Source organism: Pseudomarimonas arenosa (assembly GCF_014841215.1).
GTDB lineage: Bacteria > Pseudomonadota > Gammaproteobacteria > Xanthomonadales > Xanthomonadaceae > Pseudomarimonas > Pseudomarimonas arenosa.
Map to the genome: position 1 here is coordinate 1 of NZ_JACYTR010000077.1, position 20,460 is coordinate 20,460.

Annotated in this window: 17 protein-coding genes and 1 pseudogene; 4 read left to right on the plus strand and 14 right to left on the minus strand. The window is 63.6% G+C overall.

Annotated elements, in window-relative coordinates; translation table 11 throughout:
* Nucleotides 1-190: 190 nt before the first annotated feature.
* From IFO71_RS22710 to IFO71_RS19910, 5 genes are all read right to left on the minus strand, one after another.
* Complete coding sequence (locus tag IFO71_RS22710; RefSeq protein WP_425502927.1) at nucleotides 191-640, minus strand: DUF6714 family protein; 450 nt, start codon at nucleotides 638-640, stop codon at nucleotides 191-193.
* A 103-nt stretch (nucleotides 641-743) separates the two neighbouring features.
* Nucleotides 744-1,172, minus strand: coding sequence for a hypothetical protein (locus IFO71_RS19895; protein WP_192031437.1), 429 nt, complete (start codon nucleotides 1,170-1,172; stop codon nucleotides 744-746).
* A gap of 132 nt (nucleotides 1,173-1,304) precedes the next feature.
* Nucleotides 1,305-1,637 carry a hypothetical protein gene (locus tag IFO71_RS19900; protein WP_192031438.1) on the minus strand — a complete coding sequence of 111 codons (333 nt, stop codon included), beginning with the start codon at nucleotides 1,635-1,637 and terminating at the stop codon, nucleotides 1,305-1,307.
* A gap of 160 nt (nucleotides 1,638-1,797) precedes the next feature.
* A complete protein-coding gene (locus IFO71_RS19905; RefSeq protein WP_192031439.1) occupies nucleotides 1,798-2,304 on the minus strand; it encodes a hypothetical protein in 507 nt (168 codons plus the stop codon).
* Between the two features lie 153 nt (nucleotides 2,305-2,457).
* Entirely contained in the window at nucleotides 2,458-2,823 is a 366-nt protein-coding gene (locus IFO71_RS19910) for an ankyrin repeat domain-containing protein (protein ID WP_192031440.1), read from the minus strand.
* Nucleotides 2,824-3,110: 287 nt separating this feature from the next.
* On the opposite strand from IFO71_RS19910, the pseudogene IFO71_RS19915 reads away from it, so the two are divergent.
* Nucleotides 3,111-4,049 (plus strand): annotated as a pseudogene (locus IFO71_RS19915) (integron integrase); the annotation flags it as partial.
* Nucleotides 4,050-4,857: 808 nt separating this feature from the next.
* Here the strand turns inward: IFO71_RS19915 and IFO71_RS19920 are convergent.
* Nucleotides 4,858-5,571: an HAD family hydrolase gene (locus tag IFO71_RS19920; RefSeq protein WP_192031441.1), complete on the minus strand. Its 714-nt coding sequence runs from the start codon at nucleotides 5,569-5,571 to the stop codon at nucleotides 4,858-4,860.
* A gap of 37 nt (nucleotides 5,572-5,608) precedes the next feature.
* Nucleotides 5,609-7,861 (minus strand): DUF5916 domain-containing protein, encoded by a 2,253-nt coding sequence (locus IFO71_RS19925; RefSeq protein WP_192031442.1) that lies wholly within the window; start codon nucleotides 7,859-7,861, stop codon nucleotides 5,609-5,611.
* 181 nt (nucleotides 7,862-8,042) lie between these two features.
* Here IFO71_RS19925 and IFO71_RS19930 point away from each other — a divergent pair, with 181 nt between their 5' ends.
* Nucleotides 8,043-8,954 (plus strand): DMT family transporter, encoded by a 912-nt coding sequence (locus IFO71_RS19930; protein WP_269749994.1) that lies wholly within the window; start codon nucleotides 8,043-8,045, stop codon nucleotides 8,952-8,954.
* Between the two features lie 209 nt (nucleotides 8,955-9,163).
* Here the strand turns inward: IFO71_RS19930 and IFO71_RS19935 are convergent, their stop codons facing one another.
* The 6 genes from IFO71_RS19935 to IFO71_RS19960 form a co-directional block, all read right to left on the minus strand.
* Nucleotides 9,164-11,005 (minus strand): cation:proton antiporter, encoded by a 1,842-nt coding sequence (locus IFO71_RS19935; RefSeq protein ID WP_192031443.1) that lies wholly within the window; start codon nucleotides 11,003-11,005, stop codon nucleotides 9,164-9,166.
* 209 nt (nucleotides 11,006-11,214) lie between these two features.
* Nucleotides 11,215-11,817, minus strand: coding sequence for a response regulator transcription factor (locus IFO71_RS19940; protein WP_192031444.1), 603 nt, complete (start codon nucleotides 11,815-11,817; stop codon nucleotides 11,215-11,217).
* Nucleotides 11,814-12,998, minus strand: a complete 1,185-nt coding sequence (locus tag IFO71_RS19945) for a sensor histidine kinase (RefSeq protein WP_192031445.1) — start codon at nucleotides 12,996-12,998, stop codon at nucleotides 11,814-11,816. Before IFO71_RS19945 ends, IFO71_RS19940 begins: the two co-directional genes overlap by 4 nt.
* 4 nt (nucleotides 12,999-13,002) lie before the next feature.
* Nucleotides 13,003-14,847, minus strand: coding sequence for a CIA30 family protein (locus IFO71_RS19950; RefSeq protein WP_192031446.1), 1,845 nt, complete (start codon nucleotides 14,845-14,847; stop codon nucleotides 13,003-13,005).
* A gap of 4 nt (nucleotides 14,848-14,851) precedes the next feature.
* Nucleotides 14,852-15,622, minus strand: coding sequence for an ABC transporter permease (locus IFO71_RS19955; protein WP_192031447.1), 771 nt, complete (start codon nucleotides 15,620-15,622; stop codon nucleotides 14,852-14,854).
* Nucleotides 15,619-16,554, minus strand: coding sequence for an ABC transporter ATP-binding protein (locus IFO71_RS19960; protein ID WP_192031448.1), 936 nt, complete (start codon nucleotides 16,552-16,554; stop codon nucleotides 15,619-15,621). Before IFO71_RS19960 ends, IFO71_RS19955 begins: the two co-directional genes overlap by 4 nt.
* Before the next feature lie 764 nt (nucleotides 16,555-17,318).
* Between IFO71_RS19960 and IFO71_RS19965 the strand changes: the two genes are divergently transcribed.
* A complete protein-coding gene (locus IFO71_RS19965; RefSeq protein ID WP_192031449.1) occupies nucleotides 17,319-17,705 on the plus strand; it encodes a YkgJ family cysteine cluster protein in 387 nt (128 codons plus the stop codon).
* A gap of 59 nt (nucleotides 17,706-17,764) precedes the next feature.
* Here IFO71_RS19965 and IFO71_RS19970 read toward each other — a convergent pair whose 3' ends face one another.
* On the minus strand, nucleotides 17,765-18,187 hold the full coding sequence (locus IFO71_RS19970) for a response regulator (RefSeq protein ID WP_192031450.1): 423 nt from the start codon (nucleotides 18,185-18,187) through the stop codon (nucleotides 17,765-17,767).
* A 168-nt stretch (nucleotides 18,188-18,355) separates the two neighbouring features.
* Between IFO71_RS19970 and IFO71_RS19975 the strand changes: the two genes are divergently transcribed.
* The gene (locus tag IFO71_RS19975) at nucleotides 18,356-20,338 is read left to right on the plus strand and encodes a tetratricopeptide repeat protein (RefSeq protein ID WP_192031451.1); all 1,983 of its coding nucleotides are present in this window, start codon (nucleotides 18,356-18,358) and stop codon (nucleotides 20,336-20,338) included.
* The last annotated feature ends 122 nt before the right edge of the window (nucleotides 20,339-20,460 follow it).

Sequence of the window (20,460 nt, forward strand, 5' to 3'; positions counted from 1 at the left end):
CTGAAAGGCATGCGCACGAAGCTCTTGCGCCGACGGGGGCCGAAGCGTTCGATCACCCCGAGCTTCGACCCACCAACCTCCATGCCGCTGTCAGAAACCGCAGTGGACTAACGCCGTATTGAGCAGCCGTGGGCCGATAACATATCAGAAAGCACCATGACCTCTCCCCACGGTCTGCTCGAATACGTAGTTAGCTTACATGCACCGCGCCCTCAAGCGCTGATGCCGAAGCGTCGTGCTCGCCCGGCCAAGCCTCAGGGACGCGCCGAAGAAATGCTACAACGGCCAGTTGTTGTTTGCGAGAGAGTAGGCTCCACCATGCGTCAAAGCTGGGACGCGACGCATCTCCCTTGGGAGGAGACAGAAATCGTATCGTTGACTCAGCAAGGTTGGACTCAGGCGCCTGTAGCGTAGCGAGTAGAAAAGCCGGCAAGAAATGCGCGGCTGCCTCGGGTGTGAAGAATAAGAGCGAAGAGGCGAATTTCTGAAGGGTCGTTGCGTTGTGGTCGGTCCAGTGTGTCCCAACAAAATGTGATTCAGTGCCCTCATCGTCGTATGTATCCACGGAGATGGGAGTGTGAGCCTCCAGCGACGTATTTTCGAAGGCGCCACAGATCAAGCGCTCAATGGAATCACTCATGTAAGCTAACGCCGTATTGAGCTGCCGTTGGCCGACAACATTTCAGAAAACAACATGACCTCTCCCAACGGTCAGCTCAAATACGTAGTTAGGGTAACGACACCTAGGCACAAACACCAACGATGGCGCAGCCAGCCAAGAAAGAGAACCAGAACTGGCAGAGGAGTAACGGAAGCGTGATGCCAAGAACATTAACCCGAACCCCCGACCCGACTGTAAATAGAGCAACCGATACTAGCGCCACCAGCGGCAAGACGCTCGCAGACAGCGCAGCGCCGAATTCGCTGAATTCAACGCCGCCAGACGAGGACGCCCCAGAGAAACGGAAGAAAGAACCTATTGCTGCCGCAGCAGGAATGGCGAGCCAGAGTGATGCAGCGCCGAGCACAATTCTGGACTGACGCGCATTCCGTAGCTGACGGCGCCAGAGAAACGATACCACCGCAAGGCATGCGGCTAGCGCTGCGTACAGTGACGTTTCAACGTTGAGCAGCTCGGCGAAAATGGCGAAGAATGCCTCGATGAATGTCATCGTTAGCCTAACGCCGTATTGAGCAGCCGTGGCACGAAAGCGTATCAGAAAACACCATGACATCTCTCCACGGTCTGCTCGAATACGTAGTTGGGCGGCTCCGGCCGAAAACCAGGGGGCTAGGATACGCACTCAGAGATCGGAAGGACTCGCGGAGTTGCTCAGCTTGCGCAGAAAGGACAACCACAGCCAGAAAAGTAGGGCAGGAACTGAGCCGTAGATAACGAATGCGGCGTACGGCTCAAGGCTGGAAAAATAGTCCGATTCCTTAAACCAGCGCAGTGCTGAATAGGCCCCCGGGACCAAAGCGTTTACAACAATCACGTTGAGTGTGACAAACAGCGCTAGGACCGGAAGTGCAAGTACAGCGTGCAGCGGACGCGCGACTCCGACGAGAGTTGAACGCCAGAACAAAAGGCCGATACTAATGAGCCAAATTGACAAGGCGATATGCAAGAGACTCACAGAGTTCTCCGAAGCGTTGGAAGATTGCCGCGCCCACAAAGAGCCGCCCAACGCCGTATTGAGCAGCCGTGGCGCATGAGCATATCAGGAAACACCGCGATCTCTCCCCACGGTCTGCTCGAATACGTAGTTAGAAAGCAACGCGAAAGTCTTGAGAGAATCATGGGCGTCTGGATTGATCAGCAGAGATATGGCCGTATAGAGGCCACAGGTTGTTGATTACAGGCGCGCGGCATTCTAGCTTCATGACAGCCTTTCCCCTCTTAAAGACGACGAGATCATTTGAATCTTCGCACTGCTCCTCGCACTCTCCACCGGAAATGTGCTCGATCATGTAGTCGTAAACACCAACTCGGAACCAAACCTCCATGATGTTGAGACCGATTGCTTTGGCGGTTTGATGTACGCCCCCAAACTTCTCGAGGGAACCATCCCTTTTTGCAGGAAATACCAACTCTGCGTCGCCAAGGGTGCCGAAGCGATATTGCACCCACTTAGGCGAGCCGTATTCACTGCTTTCGCCACAGAGGGAAACCGTCTTTGCCGAGCCCTCCAAGTTGCAGGAGAAGAAGACCTCTTCAGAAGCACCGCAGTGCGTCGATGAGTCGCTCGCACTGGGGTCAGTGGTGACAAGCATCAAGAACACAGCGAAAATTTGACTCTTCATAGCTCATCTTCCACAGATCGGCTCCGCAGTGGTAAAGGCGTCGATGGCCGCCAAGCGCTCACATTGCTTTCTAACGCCGTATTGAGCTGCCGTTGACCGACAGACTAGCAGTAAACACGATCACCTCTCCCAACGGTCAGCTCGAATACGTAGTTAGAAGCCATGGCCGGCTAGCCAAGCCGCAAGCTCGCTGTAGCCAGAGACTTCAGCATACTCGCTTGGCACCTGTCCGGCTTCATTGGGAAGTGACTTTGCACCGAGCTCGATCAGCAGCTTGCACGCGTCGACGTGACCTTGGGCGGCGGCCTCCATCAGTGGAGAGAACCCGTGTTCGCCAAGACAGTTGATCTCCGCGCCAGCGTAGACGAGCGTCCGAATTGCAACGCAATCGCCCCGAATCGCAGCTACATGCAACGGGCGCACGGAAAAGGCGCCTCTTGTATTAGGCCCGAGCGTGTCGATGCTAGAGAACTCGCAGGCGTCACCAATGCTCTTAAGAACATCCTCAAGGGTTCCCATTGGCTTCTAACTGCTATTCGATTGATTATTCGACGCCATTTGCAATGTAGTCTGCCGGAATAATCGGTTGGGAAGGGGGGTGGGGTAGGACAAATCCTACTCGAATCAACGCGTTTTGCCGATGGTGCTTGGGGTGGGCGCCGCATAACCTCGCCGTGTTTCCTGGGAGTTATGCGGACATGGCGAAGCGATTGGGGCGGCGGTTGGGTGGGATGGGGGCGGATGAGGGGGTGGGGCTGGGTACCCGGATTCCTGGGCCGGATGGGGGTGGGTTTGAGCGGTTTGATGTGTTGGACGTTGCGCGCGAGCGGATCCGGCGCTTGGGGTTGGCGAAGCGCACGGAGCATGTGTATCTGGGGTGGATTGTGCGGTTTCTGCGGGCGTTTCCGGGGCGGCGGCCGGAGGCTTTGGGCCAGTTGGAGGTGGAGAGCTTCCTGACCGTGCTTGCGAGCGAGGGGCAGGTAGCTGCGGCAACGCAGAATCAGGCGTTGGCGGCCTTGTTGTTCTTCTTTCGCGAGGTGCTGCAGCGTCACTTGCCCTGGATGGATGACATCAAGCGGGCCAAGCGGCCGGCGAAACTCCCTGTGGTGCTGTCGCGTGATGAGGTGGCAGCGGTATTGGGGCGCATGTCCGGGACGCCGGCGCTGGTTGCGGGGCTGTTGTATGGGTCCGGACTGCGTCTGATGGAGGCATTGCGACTGCGCTTGCAGGATATCGATCTGGTGCGTTGCGAGCTGATCGTTCGCGCCGGAAAGGGTGGTAAGGATCGACGTTCGATGTTGCCGATGAGTTTGATCGGCGGCCTGGATGCGCAGAGACGACTGGCGCTGGCGCTGCATCAACAGGATCTGGCGGCCGGGTTTGGACGCGTGTGGCTGCCAGATGCCCTTGATCGCAAGTACCGCGGCGCAGCAGCGGAAGCCGGTTGGCAGTATCTCTTTCCGGCGCCAAAGCGTTCGCTTGATCCTCGCAGCGGCAAGGCCATGCGCCACCATCTGTCAGAAACCGTGGTGCAGCGCGCAGTTAAGCGGGCGGTGGCTGAAGCGGGGATCATCAAGCCGGCCACCTGCCATACGCTTCGGCATAGCTTTGCCACCCACTTGCTTGAGTCCGGCTACGACATTCGCACTGTGCAGGAGCTGTTGGGTCATAGCGATGTCAGTACGACGCAGATCTATACCCATGTGCTGGGCCGTGGCGCGAACGCGGTGCGCAGCCCATTGGATGTGCGGGCCGATCAACTGTTGCCCTTGCCCGGTTCAGCGATCAAATTGGGCGAGAGTCACGTGATGGCCGCCGGGCTCTATCACGCCTATCTCGTCGGCCCCATAGAAGGTCTTGCGCCGGGGCAGGAAGACCGGATAGTCGGCGACGCTCTGATAGGCGAGTTCGAGGTTGTCGACTTCGATAAACAGGGCGCAGTGTCGGCCTAGGTTGGTCTGCTCCTTGCCCATATCGTCGGTGACCGAGGCAGTGCTTTGCAGCATCACCTGCAGGGTGCCTGCTTCCAGGATGGCGAAGCCGAGGCCGTCGCCATGGGGCACGTCGAGGGTCTTCTGGAAGCCAAGCTGTTCGAAGAAGGCGAGTGAAGGCTCGACTTTTTCAACCACCAGGACGGGGGTGGAGCGTAGCAAGTGCGACATGGCTTGTTCCTCGGTGTAACCTTGAGTTGTGGATCGAAGGGTAGCATCGCGCGGGACAGCTGGGGCGGCTGCCCCAGGGATTGGCGGGCCAGAGCCGGCCCAACGTGGCGTGGCGCGTTGCGTGTGTTGCGCGATGGCTGCTTCTGCTCGGGAATTTCGATTCGCGAGGCACTTGGGGCGGGAAAGGATCGGCCCTGCAGTTCTGCCTGAACATCGGAGAGGGCGTTCCGGAGCGATTGTGGCGCGGCCTTGTTCGTTTGCTTTCCCCTGTGCCTGCGCTTCCCCCTCTCCCCAACCCCTCCCCCGCGAGGGGGGAGGGGCTATGCTTTTCCGACGCTCGACGCTCGACGCTCGACGCTCGACGCTCGACGCTCGACGCCCGAATCCCGACTCAGCCAAACTCGGCGAGTGCGGCGGCGATGTCGCTGGGCTGTTGCACTTGTCGGACGCGGGGGTGGTCGGCTTCCAGGCCGTGTTCGGTCTCCAGGGCCCAGGTGGTGCTGTAGGGGATGTGGATGCCGTAACCGCCCAGACGCACTACGGGTTCGATGTCGGAGCGCAGTGAGTTGCCGATCATGACGAATTGGGCGGCGGCGATTTGGAATTCTTCGAACAGGCGGGTGTAGGTGGGTAGATCCTTCTCCGAAACGATCTCGATGCGGCGGAACAGGTCGCTAAGGCCGGATTCGCGCACCTTGCGTTCCTGGTGGAACAGGTCGCCCTTGGTGATCAGTACGGTGTCGAAGCGGAGGGCAATGTCTTCCACTGCTTGGCGCATGCCGGGCAGCAGCTCAACCGGGTGTTCAAGTACCGCCTTGCCCAGTTCCAGTACTTTGGCCAGGTCGCTGGCGCTGATCCTGTGCTCGGTCAGGGCGATGGCGGTTTCCAGCATCGACAAGGTCATGCCCTTGGCGCCGTAACCAAACAGCTTGATATTGCGGCGCTCGGTGGCCAGCAGCTGCTGGTGCACGGTGTGATTCTGCACATCGAGGTAACGGCCGAGGATGGCTTCGTACTCGGCCTGGGCCTGATCGAAATACTCCTGGCTGCGCCACAGGGTGTCGTCGGCATCGAAGCCAATCAGTTGGATGGGGGGAGCCGTCATCGGAACCGCGTTTCTCCGCGCTTGCTTGGTGTGAGCACTACAGCTCGAAACGATACGCGATCTTGAGCAGAAACTGGTCGTCGTCGCGCAGCGAGAACACATCCTCCAGGCCGCTATTCAGGCCGCCGTGCGCTTGGCCAGGTTCAAACTCGTCGATGGCATACCCGCCGCGGCTGTAGACGGCGTAGATATCGCTGAGCGGGCCAAGCTTGTAGCGATAGCGCAATTGAAAGCCGAGATTGCGCAACTGGAAGTCGTTCAGCTCGGCATCGCTGTCGAGCAGACGGCCCGCCGTATCGAGTCGACGCGCCTGCCTGGCGCTGGCATCGATGGCGATCGCCTGCAGTTTCACCCGGAGTTCCTGCTTGTCGCCGAGAAACCAGTTGAGGTTGGAATACAGCTCGGCGCGTTGGCTGCTGAAGCTGCCGAACTCGCGGTCTTGTTGCCATAGCAGCCAATCGTTCTGGCGCCAGGCGTACAGACCGAGGTCAAGATCAACGTGACTGTTCAGATGCCAGCGCGGTTGCAGGCCGGCGAAATAGCTCTGCCCGCCCACCGCATCGGGGAACGATTCAAAGGCCCAGTACCAGCTCAGCGCGGCGTCGCCGCGACGCGGGATGCTGCGTTCGATGAATAACTGCGGGCCGGCCTTGATCGGGACCGCGCCATTGCCGCGCGAGAGTCGGTCATCGAAGGCCGATTCGCGCCAGCGCAGCAGCACGAACAGATTGCTGCCATCGCGCAGTTCAGAGTAGCGCTGCGCGGTGTAGCTGTTCAGCAGCTTCTGGCCGGCGGTGTTCTCGCGGTAGGCCCATTCGAACTCCCAGGCGTGGCTGGCATAGCGCGAGTCGGCATTGAGATGGTCCTGTCGGTAGCCGCTCTCCCACTCGAAATAGCGGAAATCGTTGCGCTGCTGGTAGCCAAGATCGTTCAGCTCGAAGCTGTCGTCGCTGTACAGTGCGAAATACTGTTGGCGCCAGGGGCCGGGCATATCCCAGTCGACGCTCAGTCCGCCAGCGTAGCCGTCCTGTCCTAGTCCTGCGGTTTCACTGTCACTATGGATGATCAATGGGCGCAGCAGCCACTGGTTGTTGGGGGTCCAGCGTGCATCGACGGCAGTTACATCGGCGCTGCGATCGAGAAACGGGCGGCGGGTGTGGCTCTGGGTCAGGCCAAGGGTGAGTTGTTCGCCGCCATAGGTGCTGCGCAGTAGGGCATAGTCGCGTCCCGCGACGCCGTCTTCCTGGGCGGCGAACACGCCGTAGTTGAGCTGGCCCAGGCTGCCATTGCCCTTCACCGCGGCATGAATATCGGCGGCGCCGCTGCCATCGTCCAGGCTGCCACCGACCCGACGGGTGTAGAAAAGCGTGCCGAGGTTGTGCTGCAGATCGAAGTAGCTCTGGTTCTCGGTGAAGAATGGTCGTTTGTCGGAAAAGAAGGTTTCCAGCGCACTGAAATTCACCACCAACTCATCGCTTTCGACCTGACCGAAATCCGGATTGAAGGTAAAGGCGAACTGGTGATCGCCATTCGGTTTCCAGAACAGATCGGCGCCGGTTTTGAACTCGCTGTCGGCGGTGATACGGTCGTGCATGAGTACGCCATAGGGCGTAACGGCCAGTTGTGATTGCTGGTACTGATCGATCTCGATGCGGGCGAAATCGCTGACGAAGCGCGGCCGCTGGAAGCTGGCGTTGGGGTAGGCATAGCGCTCGCCGGTGGCGGCAATCACGCGGTCGAAGTAGATGCCGATGGTGCGCCGCGGGGCGCCGGAGTTGCGCATCTGAGCGATGCTCCAGGGAATCAGCCACTCGGCGCTGTAGCCGCCCTCGACGTCGGTCACGGCGTGTTGCCAGGCGCCGTCCCAGTCGCTGTTGAAGCTGTTCTCGTTGTTGATCACCTCGTCCATGATGTCGCCGGCGGTGGTGATGGTGAAGTCATAACCCACCCGTCCATCGGCATCCAAGTCGATCATCACATTGAAGCGATCGACCGGCGTGCCATCGTCGCGCTGGCGACGGCTGCGGGTCTGCGGCACCGAGGGCGGATGCCAGGCGCGAATGGCAAAGGCCAGGCCTTGCGGGGTCGACTTCAGGAATGCCTCGGCGCGGCGGTCGGCCGGGGCCGGGGCGCCGTTCAGCGGCTGCACGGCGACGAACTGATCGAAGCGCTGCGCGCCGACCCATTCGGCCTCGTCGATGACGCCATCGATCACGATCGGCTCGGCCAGTGCCGGGCCTGCCAGCAGGGCGGCGGTGAGCATGGCGTTCGAGAGCAGCGGTGCGGACATCGGGTCGACTCGGCGTGCGGGGTCGGCATGGTAGCGACTGCCAGCTGAACACGCCTGCGCCGGCTCGCCGTGAGCTTGTCGAACCGAGGTCACGTTTACGCCGTGTGGCAATTGACCGCGGCGGGCCTCGGTTCGATCATGCCGGCCTGCCGGGCGTGGGTCGTGGCGGAGCGGAGCGGTAATGAATCGTGTGCTGAGTGCGGATGAGCTGCGACGTCAGTCGCTGCGCGGCATCCTGATGATGGTGCTGGCGATCGGCCTGTTCTCCTTGATGGATGCCGGGCTGAAGCTGCTCACCGTGCACTATGGCGCAATGCAGGTGGCCACCCTGCGCGGACTGTCCTCGCTGCCCTGGGTGCTGGTGTGGATCGGTCTCAGCACCGGCTTTGCCACCCTGTGGCGGATTCGCTGGGGCCTGCAATTGCTGCGTGGTGCGCTGTCGGTGGCGATGATGGCCGGCTTCGTCTACGGTTTTCAGCTGCTGCCACTGACTACGGTGTACGCGATCTTCTTTATCGCGCCCTTGATGGTCACCGCCCTGGCGGTGCCGATCCTCGGCGAGAAGGTGGGGCCGCGGCGCTGGACCGCCATCGTGATCGGCTTGGTCGGCGTGCTGGTGATTCTGCGCCCGACCCCCAGTGGTCTGGCCGGGGTGGCCTCCTGGGCGGGACTGGCTGTACTCGGCGCCGCGGTCGGCTATTCGCTATCCTCGGTGATGGTGCGGGTGCTGTCGCGTACCGACACCACACAGAGTTTGATGTTCTGGATGTTGATCTCGCTCAGCCTGGGTTCGGCCCTGTTTGCCTGGCCGAGCTGGCGGCCGGTCGATAGCGGCCACTGGGGCCTGATCATCGGCGTTGGCCTGACCGGGGCCCTGGGTCAGTACGCCATCACCGAAGCGTTTCGATTGGGCGAAGCCTCGCTGATCGCGCCGTTCGAGTACACCGCCCTGGCCTGGGGCGTCGGCCTGGATCTGGCCCTGTTCGGGGTGCTGCCCGATCAGATCACCTTTGTCGGCGCCGGCATCATCGTCGCCAGTGGTCTGTACCTGCTGCGCCGCGAAAAGGTCCATGCAGAAGCGGAGCATCCGTAGGTCGGGTCTTGACCCGACGTCTGGCGTTTCAGCCCGCCGCAGTTGCTGTTGTTGGTTCGCTGTCGTCTTGTTACGCCGCGGGGTTCTACGCCCGATGTCGGGTCAAGACCCGACCTACGCTTGTGGCGCATCAGCCCGCCGCAGTCGCTGTGGTCGCTTTCAAACACCGACGGTGGGTTGCAACGCCCGATGTCGGCCCATGGCCCGACCTACGCCTGTCCGGCCGTCTCGCCGTTGCCTGCGTCGGCTGGTTTGACCGCGTCGTTGGATGGTGCGCCAGCACTTAACACCACCGTTGTCCAGCCGGGCCTGGGCACGAGTTCGGCGTCCTGGGCGGCAAGGCGTAGCTGGCCCTTGTCGTCGATGGCGAACAGCAGCAGGGCCTGGTCGCCGTGCTTCTCGCGGTACTCCTTCCAGCCGAAGGCTTCGCTGAGTTTGGTGGCGCGGATCTTGTGGCCCTTGCCGAGTCGTTCTTCGATGGAACGTTGAGTGATTTCCGGGCCGAACAGGATGCGGCCTTTCATGGTGCCGGAGATGGTCTGCTTGGGTGCTTCGCCCGGGGCGAAAATGCGGATGCGGTAGATCCGCTCGCGGCCGAATTCGGGTTCGAAGCGGACGCAGGCCAGGGTGTTGATCTCGCGTCGGGTCGAAGCGGCCAGCAGGTTGCCGATGCCGGTGAGATCGAGATGCATATCGGCGTGTTCGGAGACCGGGTTGCCGAAATAGGTGGGTAGGCCGTCCATCCGCGCGGCGCGGATCGCCAGCCAATCGTCGTCGGCAATCAGTACCTCGATCTTCTGCTGCAGCAGGGCCTTGCCGATGGCGCGGGCGACCGGGGTGGCGCCAACGATCAGCACGCCATTGTCGGACGGCTCGGTGACACCGAGGCGCTGGGCGATGCTGCGGGCAGTGGCGCTCTGAATCACCACGGTGCCGATGATCAGCATGAAGGTCAGGGGAACCAGTTGTTCAGCGCCGGTCAGTTCGGCAGCTTCCAGCTTCAGCGCAAACAGCGCCGATACCGCGGCGGCGACGATGCCACGCGGAGCGATCCAGGCAATCAGGGCGCGCTCGCGCCAGGACAGACTGCTGCCCAGGGCCGAAACGAACACCGACAACGGGCGAGCGATCAGCATCGCCACCGCCAGCAGGGTGCAGCCGGCCAGGGCGAGCTGGAAGCTGGGCCACTCTAGACGGGCAGCGAGCAGGATGAACAGCAGGGAGATCAGCAGGGTGCTGAGGTGCTCCTTGAAGTCGAGGATATCGTCCATATGCAGCTCGGGCCGGTTGCCGAGGTACATGCCCATCAAGGTGACCGCCAGCAGGCCGGATTCGTGGGCCACCGCATTGCTGATGGCGAACACGCCGAGCACGGCGACCAGGGCGGCGTAGTTCTGCAGGTATTCCGGAATCCAGTGGCGACGCAGCAGATAACCCAGGCCAACGCCGCCGACCAGGCCAAATACGGTGCCGACGGCGGTGGTAATGCCGAATGCCTGCAGCGCCTCGCCGAGGGTATCGCGGCCGACGCCGAGCAGGATCCAGTTGAAGATCAGCACGGCGAACAGGGCGCCGATTGGGTCGATGATGATGCCTTCCCAGCGCAGCACATTGGCGATGCGTGAGTTCGGCCGCACCGAGCGCAGCATCGGCACCACCACGGTCGGCCCGGTGACGCAGGTCAGGGCACCAAACAGCAAGGACAACTCCCAGCTGAGCCCGGCCAGGTAATGCGCCGCAGCGGCCAGCACCAGCAGGCTGATCACCGCACCGATACTGACCAGATTGGCCACGGCCGGGCCCACTCCTTTCAGCTCCGACCAGCGCAGCCCCAGACTGCCCTCGAACAGAATCACCGCCACCCCGAGTGAGACCAGGGGGAACAGGTAGTCGCCCAGCAAGGCATCCGGTTCCAGTGCCCCCAATACCGGGCCGAGCACGATGCCGGTGAGCAGCAGGAACAGAATGGCCGGCAGTTGCACCCGCCAGGCCAGCCACTGGCAGAAGAAGCCGAGGCTCAGCAGGGCTAGGGGGAGTAAAGACTCACTCACGGTCGGAATCCAGAAACGGTGGTTGGTCTTGACCCGCCGGGTGGCGACGCGGGTGGCAAGCAGGCGGATAGGGTACCTGATTGGGCTTGAGCGATTGGAGGGCGTTCGTTGGGCTTCGCTACGCTCAGCGCCAGCCTACGGGAGGCGCATCGGCGGACGGAAGCGGGCAGCGGCGGGCGGGAGCGCACATTGGCGGGTCAAGACCCGCCCTACAACCAGCCGTTTTGGCGGGCGGCGCGGTAGGCTTCGATGCGGTTGCTGGCGCCGAGCTTGCCGATCGCCTCGGACAGGTAATTGCGCACCGTGCCTTGAGACAGGCTGAGTTGCTCGGCGATTTCGGCTGAACTGGCGCCTTCACCGGCCAGCCGCAACACCTGGCGTTCGCGTTCGCTGAGCGGATCTTGCTCGCCCCAGGCGGCGACGGCGAGCTGCGGGTCGATGGCGCGGCCGCCGGCGTGGACCTGGCGCAGAGCGTTGGCCAGTTGTTCCGAGGGGGCGTCCTTCAGCAGGAAGCCGCGCACGCCGTGGTCAAGGGCGCGGCGCAGGTAGCCGGCGCGGCCGAAGGTGGTGAGGATGACCACACGGGTGCTGAGACCGGCCTGCTGCACCCGGGCGGCGAGGTCGAGGCCGGAGCAGTGCGGCATTTCAATATCGGTCAGCAGCAGGTCGGGGGACTTCGCCTGGAGTTGCGTCCAGGCGGACTCGCCGTCGCCGGCCTCGCCGATCACTTGCAGATCGTGCTCCAGGCCAAGCAGGGCGACCAGGGCGCCGCGCACCATGGCCTGATCTTCGGCAATCAGCAAGCGGATCATTGTCCGCCCTCCGGCGCCGGCAACTGCCAGTTCTGCGCGATCGCGATATCCAGACGGGTGCCGTGGCCGGGGCTGCTGTCGATGCTCAGCCGGCCGCCAATTGCCCGCAGCCGCTCGCGTATGCCGCGCAGGCCATTGCCTTCGGTTTGCTTGGCGGTGATGCCGCGGCCGTCGTCACGGATGCTGAGGCACAGCTGGCCTTGCCTGATCTTGAGTTCGATCTCCAGCGATCTGGCCTCGGCGTGGCGCAAGACATTGGTGACCGCCTCGCGCAGCACCATGGTCAGGGTCGACTCCACCTCCGGTTTGATCGGAAGTGGAATCAGGTGTTGTTCGAGGCGGATGTCGGCGTCGAGCAGGTTGATGCGGGCCTGCGCCACTTCGGCGGCCAGGCCGTCGCTGCGGTAGCCGGTGACCGCTTCGCGCACCTGTTTCAACGCCTGCCGGGTGACCTGCTCGATCTCGCCGATCTGCTGCCGGGCAGCCTGCGGATCGCGCTCGATCAGCTTGCCGGCCAGCTCGCTCTTCAATGCGATCAGCGATAGCGAATGGCCCAGCAGGTCGTGCAGGTCGCGGGCGATACGTTCACGCTCGGCACTTTGCGCCAGACGTTGCACTTCGTCCCGCGAGCGCTTCAGTTCGGCCACCTGGCGCTCCTGCAATTGGGCAAAATACACCCCGAGCAGGACCATGGCGCTGATGATACAAACCATCAGCGAGTAGCCGCCGGCGATAGCCAGTGTCGGCATCACCCAGAGGAACTGCAGGCTCATCAGACCAAGCAGCAGCAATGCACCGAGCACGGCGCGGCGGATCGGCTGAGTCTGGCCGAGCATGGCCACGGCATAGATCAGGAAGGTATTGCCGCCCGGGTTGAACGGGATCAGGGCGTAGCCGATGCCGGCGCTGAGCAGGGCGGGCAGGGCACTGGGCAGGCCCCGCACAGCGTTCTCTGGCCTTGCCTGCGTGCTGAATCGGAACAGCAGGATGAACAGCACGCAGGCCAGCAGACTGAGCCCCCAGGCCAGGCCATCGGCCCGCGGCGAAAACAGCAGCGGGAAAAACACGAAGAACAGGTAGATCAGCACAAAGCTCGGGCGGGCGAACCAGTGTGTGTCCAGCGCCTGTTCCACCTGGTGCAGGCGCTCATTGCTGTCGGGACGGATCAGGGCATTGCTCATCGGCCTATTGCAGCACAACTTGATCGATCTGCAATTCAAACGCACCGCCCGACTGGCCGGCGGCGAAACCAATCGCGCGCAGGCGACCGCGATCGACCGCGCTCAGCTGATCAAGATCGATCGTGTGAGCCTGCCAGTCCGACCCGCCCTGGAACGGCAGGCTGAACGGAATCGGCGGCTGGCCATCGCCGGAGAACAGCAGCAGGCTGAACTCGCGTGTGCTGCCGCGGGCCTGAAAGCGCAACGAGCGCCAATGCCGCGCATCGACCGGTTGCATCGGCTGCGGATGCAGAAACAGCATGGCGCTGGCGAACGGATACGGCGCACCGCTGCGCACCTCGCCGCGCAGACGCAGGGCGCCGGGATCGAGGCCGGCCTCGATCCGATCGATCTCGGCGCTCGACTGCCCGCCCATGATCTGGTCACTGCTGGCGACCCAGCGGCTGTCGGCGCTGCCGGCCTGCCAATCGTCGTGCCGACTGAAATCGAAGCTAAGTGAGGCCGGTGCACGCAGTTCGGCCAACTGCTCGGCCGGCGCTTGGCGGGCCACCAGCAGGCCGTTCTTCCATAACTTATCGATCCGGCGACTGGCAGTGATATCGGCACCGGGGTCGCCCGCCAGCAGCAACAGATCAGCGCGCAGCCCGGGGGCGATCCGGCCGCGATCGCCAAGCCCGAATACACGCGCCGGTGTCGCCGTGGCGGCGGCCAGGGCCTGCTCATGGCTGAGGCCGGCCTCGATCAGCAGTTGCAGCTCGCCGTGCAGGCTGGCGCCATGAGCAGTAGCGGGGTTGGGTGAGTCGCTGCCGGCCAGGATCTGAATGCCGGCCTGATGCAGCAGGCGCACATTGGCCAGCGCATTGGCCAGGTGCTCGGGCGTCTGCATCGCGCTGGGGAAGCGTTGCCCCAGACCTTGCTTCTGCTGGCTATCGAGATAGGGTGCCAGCGCCGGGTCGGCCTGGATCTGTTCGGCGTAGCCGGGCTCACTCATGCCGGCGATCACGCTGAGGGTGGCGATCACGAAGCCATCGCGTTGGCGCCAGCGTTCGATCCAGCCGCCGTCGCGCTGCAGGTCCAGTACTTGATCGTGGAACACGTGCACCAGGCCATCGGCGCCGAGCTCCACCGCCTCGGCTGCGGCGGCGCGATCGGACACATGCACCACAGCCAGCAGGCCGGCCGCATGGGCGGCTCCGATCACCGCCTTCAGGCGTTCCCTATCCAGGGTCGGCAGCTGCGGCTCGCCGCTATAGGCATGGCCATTGTCGTAGACGATCTTGATGTAGTCCGATCCTTCCTTAACGCGGCGTTGCACCATGGCGGCAGCATCCTCGGCGTGATCGAGGGTGTCGATGCTGATGCCGTACTGGGTGCCATGGCCGCCGGCGGCGGTGACCAGGCTGCCGGCCGACCATAGATCGGCTTGCGTGGTGGCGCCGAGGCGGGTGCGCTGTTCCCGCTGGGCCGCCAGGCTGTTGCTGGCGGAGAACATGTCCAACGCGCTGGTCACGCCAAAGCGCAGCAATTGTTCGCGTGCCGGGCCCCAGGTGTGCACATGGGCATCGATCAGGCCGGGCAGCAGGCTATGGCCGGTGCCGTCGATGCGGACGATATCGTCGGGTGGATCAAGCCTGTCGCCGACCGCGTGAATCAGGCCGTCCTTCACCCAAACCGACTGTTCAGACTGCCAGCGCTGGCCATCAAACAGCTTGGCGCCGCTGATGATGAACTCGGTCGGCGCGGTCAGCTCCGACTCGGGCGTGCTGTCGCGCGAGCGGCTCGGCTCGAATTGCAGCAGCAGGGCGATCAGGGTGGCCAGGCTCAGGGCTAGAAGGAGCTTCAGTTTCATCGGCTTACACCTTGTTCCAGCGCAGGGCGGCCAGGCTGAGCAAGGCCACGGTCATCAGCAGCAGGGCGGCCACGTGTTGCCCGATCGCCACGCCCTGCAGCTGGCCGACCACGCTGAGCGCCAGCTGGCTGAGATGCCAGCTCGGCCAGATCACCGCCAGTTTCTGCAGCAGGCTGGGGAAGATGAACAGCGGCATCCACAGGCCGGACAGCACCGACATCGGCAGATAGATCAAGTTGACGACGGCCACTGCTGCCTGACCCTTGACCAGGGTGCCGATCAACAGGCCGAGGGCGCAGAACGGCAGGGTGCCGAGCAGCAGCACCGCCAGCAGTTTCACCCAGGCCAGCAGGCTGATCTCGACCGGTCCGAACACGATGCCGGCCACACTGAGCAGGGCGAAGATCAGGCTGGCAAAAATCAGCGCCATGCTGATCTTGGCAAAGAAGTAGGCGCCGATCGGCATCGGCGACACCCGTTTCAGTTCCAGCAGGCCGTTTTCGCGCTCCAGTGCCAGGCCGACACCGAAGCCGAACAGCGCTGGGCCCATGATGCCGAACACGCTGTAGGTAGCCAGCATGTAGGTTGCCTTCTGATAGCTGCCCCACTGACCGGGCAGGACCAGGGCGAACAGCACGTAGAACACCACAGGGAAGCACAGGCTGGGCAGGACGAACATCGGCGTGCGCCAGTTGCGCAGGAATTCCGACCAGGCTTCCAGTCGGTACAGGCGGCTCAGTGAAACGCCAGGTGAAGTTGATTGGGCGAGGTTCATGCGGCTTGCTCCGTGGCGCTGTGTGGCTGGGTGAGTTGCAGGAATGCGTCTTCCAGGGCCAGACCGGCAACTTCGAGTTCCTGCAGGCTGCTGTCCTGATTGAGCAGCCGGCGCACCACGGTTTCGGCCTGCTCGGTGCGGATCTGCAGCCGGCCGTGCTCGTGGTGCAGCTCGAGCACCTCCGGCCAGCTGGCGATCAGCTGTGGATCGAGCGCGCTGCGGCAGCGCACCTGACGACCGCAGGCGCGCGCCTTGATCTCGGCTGGGCTGCCCTCGACCAGTACGCGTCCCTTGTCGATCACCACGATGCGGTCGGCCAGGGCATCGGCCTCCTCCAGGTAATGGGTGGTCAGCACCAGGCTACAGCCCTCGTCTTTCAGGCGCCGCAGCACCCGCCAGAATTGCCGCCGTGCCTCGACATCCAGGCCTACCGTCGGTTCATCGACGAACAGCAGGTCGGGCCGACCGACAATGGCCAGGGCGAACTGCAGACGCCGCTGCTGGCCACCGGACAGCGCCTCGTAGCGACGCTGGGCCAGGTCGCTCAGGCCGGACAGTTCAAGCGTTTCCTCAACCGAACGGGGTGTTGGGTAGTAGCTGGCGAACAGGCGGATCTGTTCGGCCACCCGCAGCTGCTCGGGCAGGCGAGTGTGCTGCAGCATCACCCCGAGCCGGCGGCGCACCGCCGGTTCGCCCGGACGGCCACCGAGCAGTTCGACCTCGCCGCGATCGGCCTGCAATTGGCCGGTCAGCAGGCCAATCGTGGTGGTCTTGCCGGCGCCGTTCGGGCCGAGCAGGGCCAGCACTTCGCCGGCTTTGAGCTGCAGGTCCAGGCCGGCCAGGGCCTGCACGTTGCCGTAGCGTTTTTCAACTTGATGCAGACGCGCCAAGGGGCGGCTTGCGGTCGGACGGAGAGGGACGGTGGCCTGCATGGGAAGCTCCTGATTGGGCGTTGAGCCTTGGGTGGATTCAGCATGCCGATGGCGTCGTCGGCGCTGCAGTGCGGGCTGTCAGGCGCTGGGTATGACAGTTGTCAGGTCGGCTGTTGATCGAATGGCTCTCCATGAACCGACGTCGTAACCTGTTGATTCGCCAAGCTCGCGTTCTCCTCCCTCCTGGTGGGGGAGGGGGCGAACGAAGTCAGCATCCCCCTCTCCCCAACCCCTCTCCCGCCGGGGGAGAGGGGCTTCAAATCGCTTCGGTTCAAGGTCCGTGTGCGGTTTCGCGCAGCGCGACTCGGGGCTCTCCATGAACCGATGGCGTAACCCATTGATTCGCTGAGGTCGCGCTTTGCTCCCCTCTCCCGCCAGTGGAAAGGGGCTTACTCGCTTCGGTTCAAGGTCCGTGTGCGGTTGGCGAAGCGAGACTCGGGGCTACCCAGGAACCTCACTACGCGAGGCCCTGGGGCAGGAAAGATCCTCCCTAACCCCTGCAACCCTCCCCAATCTTTGGGGAGGGGCAGAGCAAGTGCTTCAGCGGCTGGGCAGCGTGCCGACCGACGCGTCGATTGACGGGCCGGCGGATTGTGGCTGACTGGCCGACCAACGGCGCGCCGATCCACTTCCCGCCGGACCCGGCGCTCACTACACTACGCCGCCGATGCGATCGGCCAATGGAACCTTGAGTTCAGGGCGGTCGCGCAGGATCAGGTCCGGCCGCTGCCGGTGTGTTCCCCCCTTTGTGAGTCTGGGCGGCCATGGGCCATCCTTGTCTTTCCTGTGGCGCGTGTTGCGCTTTCTTCCGCGTCGCCTTCCATTGGTCCGAGGCCGATCCTTTCATGGGCGGACAGACCCCGGCCGAGCTGACCGAAAAGCTCGACCCGCATCGTCTGGTGATGCGTGGCACCCAGGCCTATCAGCCGCGTTGTACTGCCCTGGTCGGCGAGGTCGGCGAACGGGCCGCTTGCGGCATCTACCAGCGTCGTCCCTCGCCCTGCCGTGAATTGCAGCCGGCCTGGGAGTTCGGTCAGCCCAGCCCGCAGTGCGACCGCGCCCGTGCCGCCCACGGGCTACCGCCACTGAGTCCGGATATCTGGATCGATCCGCAAGGCCCCGGCGTCGCACCGCTGCCGCAAATTGCGTAGGGCGGGTCTTGACCCGCCGCTCTTGCACATCACACACCCAACCTGCCCACCCCGGCCAGTTACCCCAGCATCGGACAAGCGCAGCCATAGAACCGCTCCAGCGTCTCATGCACCTTCTTGCCATTGAACGGCTTGGCAATGAAGTGGCTGGCGCCGAGCTGGCGTGCCTGCTGCACGTTGGGCAGGGTGGAGTCGGAGGTCATCATCACCACGAACGGTCGACCGGGCCTTTGGCTCAGTGTTTCCAGCAGCTGCAGTCCGCTGGTCTTGCCGGGCAGACGGATATCGAGAAAGGCCAGCGCTGGACGATGTGAATCGAGCTCACGCAGGGCGCTGTCGGCATCGCGTACCGCCACCACGTTGCCGTGATCCATCACGTTGAGGAAGGAGCGCAGCAACAACTGGTGGTCGGAATCATCTTCGACCACCAGTACTCGGGTCTGCTGCGGGTCTACCGGCCAACGGAATCGGGAAGCGTGCATGGCCGCTCAGGGCAGGGGCGTTGAGCGAATCATGGCCCCTGGTGTCGGCGGTCGGCAAGCCGGCTCGGATGGTCGAATCGAGCCGATCAAACTCCACCTCAGCTGCTACTCTCGGCGGACCATGGGCGACTGAAGGCGGATGGTGTGGGCAGAGGTCCTAGGTTCTGCGTGTACTCAGTGCTGTTGATCGTGTTGTTGGCCGGCCCTTTGCCGGCGCAGGATGCGGTGCGCGAGGGTGAGGCGCGGATCAGTGCCCTGGTGCAGGGCGAGGATGCGGCAGAAGCGGATTTGCGGGCGCGGCAGTGGCGCGAACAAGCCTTGGCCGCCAACGATTCGGTGCAGCTGATTCTGGCCGAAACGGCGATTGCCTGGCTACGCCGGCGAGCCGGCGCCTACGATGAGGCCGTGCTGTTGTTCAAGCAGGCGATCGAGCGGATGGACGCCGGTACGCCGCCGCGCCTGCGTGCGCGGGTGCTGGCCGATCTGGGCATCACCTATGCATTGGCCGGTCTGAATGCCGAGGCGCTGGACTACAGCCGCCAGGCGCTGGCCTTGTTCCGCGAACTCGATGACCAGCGTCGGGTGTCGGCCGCTCTCGGCAATATCGGCAACATGCTTGGCGAAATGGGCGATCTGGAGGCGTCGCGCGAACACTATCTGGCGGCGCTGGAACTGAAGCGCTCGCTGGGCAGCCAGCGCGGGGTCGGTGGCCTGTACAACAATCTGGCTGATCTGGCCGAGATCGACAACGATTCCAGGGAGGCCCAGCGGCTGCTGATTGCCGCCATCGAAGCCAATCGCGAGGAAAAGAATCCGGGCTCGGAGGCACTCAGCTTGATCAATCTGGCCGGCGTTGAAGCTGAGCTGGGTGAGTTTGAATCGGCCGAGGCCCGTCTGCAGCAGGCCATGCCGCTGATCGGTGAGGATGCGCTGCCGCTGCAGGCGAGTGCGGCGTACAGCCGAGCCAAGCTGGCCTTCAAGCGCTTCCAGGCCGGCGGCTCGGGACAGCAGGACGATCTCTCCGCCGCGCGCCGGCAGTTGCTGACTGCCTGGAATCTCGCTCTGCAGATCGACGACCCGCGTCGGCGCGCCAAGATTGCCGAACTGGGGGTGTCGATCGAGAGTGCCAGTGAGGACTTCAGACGCGCGCTGCAGTGGCAGCGCGAGGCGGAGCAGCAGCGTGCCAGCCTGGAGTCCGCTCAGGCCAAGCAGCGCCAGGCGATGCTGAGCGCGCAGTATCTGGACGAGCGCCGCAATCGAGAGCTGATGGAATTGCGGGCTAAGGAGGCACAGCAGGAGCAACAAAGCGCCAGCCAGCAACGCAAGTTGTGGCTGCTGGCCGGGCTGCTGGTGGTGCTGGGTCTGGTCGCCTTTGGCTTGCTGCAGCGGGTGCGCTGGCGACAGCTGCAGTCCGCGCGTCTGCGCGCCCACGTCGAAGCCCTGGAGAGTGCGCTGGACGATGCCCAGCGTAGCCGACAGAAGGCCGAGCGTCTGTCCGAACTTAACAGGCAATTACTTCGGGTGGTCAGCGATGAGGTGCGCCGGCCGGCCTTGCAGGTGCGGCGGCAGGCCGAGCGCCTGCTGGTGGATGACTTCGCCAGCATCGACCCCGGTAGTGGTCTGTCGGCGATTGCCCAGGCGGCCAGCGAGCTGCTGCGAACCAGCGAGCAGGTGCTGGAAAACTCGCTGGGCGCCAGCGATGAGCAGGCGCAGTCGGTCGATCTGGTTGATCTGTTGCTGGGCATGACAGCCGGTGATCGGCGGGCCGGAGAGCCGCGGATCGAACTGGTCGATCAGCAACTGCGGCCCAACGTGGCGGTCGATGGCGCACGCCTGCAGCTGATATTGCGCGAGTGGCTGGCGCTGGCGCGCGAACTGCACAGCCGCGATCCGCGCCTTGGCCTGCATCTGGAGCAGCAGGCGGAGCACTGTCGCTTGCTGCTCGATGATCCGGCCGGGCTGATGGCCAGGCGCATCGAAGATGCTCGGGATGCCAAGCTGGAAGATGCCCGTCTGGGCGTTCTATGGCTTAACCAGGCGGTGCAGCAGATCGGTGGCAAGTTCATCGCCGAGCCCTTGGGCGCGCTGCCGCGGCTGGTGCTGCAGCTGCCGCTGGCGGCGTCGAAAACGGATGAAGTCGACGGCTGCTAGCTAGCCCGGATATTTCATGAGGGGGCGCGGATGATCACCGAGGACTTTGCGTCGAGTGCAAGGCGCGACGAGCCCAAGTGGTGGGCCCACTTGGGCGAGATCGGGACGCAGTCCCGCGTAGC

Bases quoted from the DNA above. Each gene is read 5' to 3' on its own strand.
- IFO71_RS22710 (WP_425502927.1), bottom strand. From the start codon at position 640: ATGAGTGATTCCATTGAGCGCTTGATCTGTGGCGCCTTCGAAAATACG.
- IFO71_RS19895 (WP_192031437.1), bottom strand. From the start codon at position 1,172: ATGACATTCATCGAGGCATTCTTCGCCATTTTCGCCGAGCTGCTCAAC.
- IFO71_RS19905 (WP_192031439.1), bottom strand. From the start codon at position 2,304: ATGAAGAGTCAAATTTTCGCTGTGTTCTTGATGCTTGTCACCACTGAC.
- IFO71_RS19910 (WP_192031440.1), bottom strand. From the start codon at position 2,823: ATGGGAACCCTTGAGGATGTTCTTAAGAGCATTGGTGACGCCTGCGAG.
- IFO71_RS19920 (WP_192031441.1), bottom strand. From the start codon at position 5,571: ATGACGGCTCCCCCCATCCAACTGATTGGCTTCGATGCCGACGACACC.
- IFO71_RS19925 (WP_192031442.1), bottom strand. From the start codon at position 7,861: ATGTCCGCACCGCTGCTCTCGAACGCCATGCTCACCGCCGCCCTGCTG.
- IFO71_RS19930 (WP_269749994.1), top strand. From the start codon at position 8,043: ATGAATCGTGTGCTGAGTGCGGATGAGCTGCGACGTCAGTCGCTGCGC.
- IFO71_RS19940 (WP_192031444.1), bottom strand. From the start codon at position 11,817: ATGATCCGCTTGCTGATTGCCGAAGATCAGGCCATGGTGCGCGGCGCC.
- IFO71_RS19945 (WP_192031445.1), bottom strand. From the start codon at position 12,998: ATGAGCAATGCCCTGATCCGTCCCGACAGCAATGAGCGCCTGCACCAG.
- IFO71_RS19950 (WP_192031446.1), bottom strand. From the start codon at position 14,847: ATGAAACTGAAGCTCCTTCTAGCCCTGAGCCTGGCCACCCTGATCGCC.
- IFO71_RS19955 (WP_192031447.1), bottom strand. From the start codon at position 15,622: ATGAACCTCGCCCAATCAACTTCACCTGGCGTTTCACTGAGCCGCCTG.
- IFO71_RS19960 (WP_192031448.1), bottom strand. From the start codon at position 16,554: ATGCAGGCCACCGTCCCTCTCCGTCCGACCGCAAGCCGCCCCTTGGCG.
- IFO71_RS19965 (WP_192031449.1), top strand. From the start codon at position 17,319: ATGGGCCATCCTTGTCTTTCCTGTGGCGCGTGTTGCGCTTTCTTCCGC.
- IFO71_RS19970 (WP_192031450.1), bottom strand. From the start codon at position 18,187: ATGCACGCTTCCCGATTCCGTTGGCCGGTAGACCCGCAGCAGACCCGA.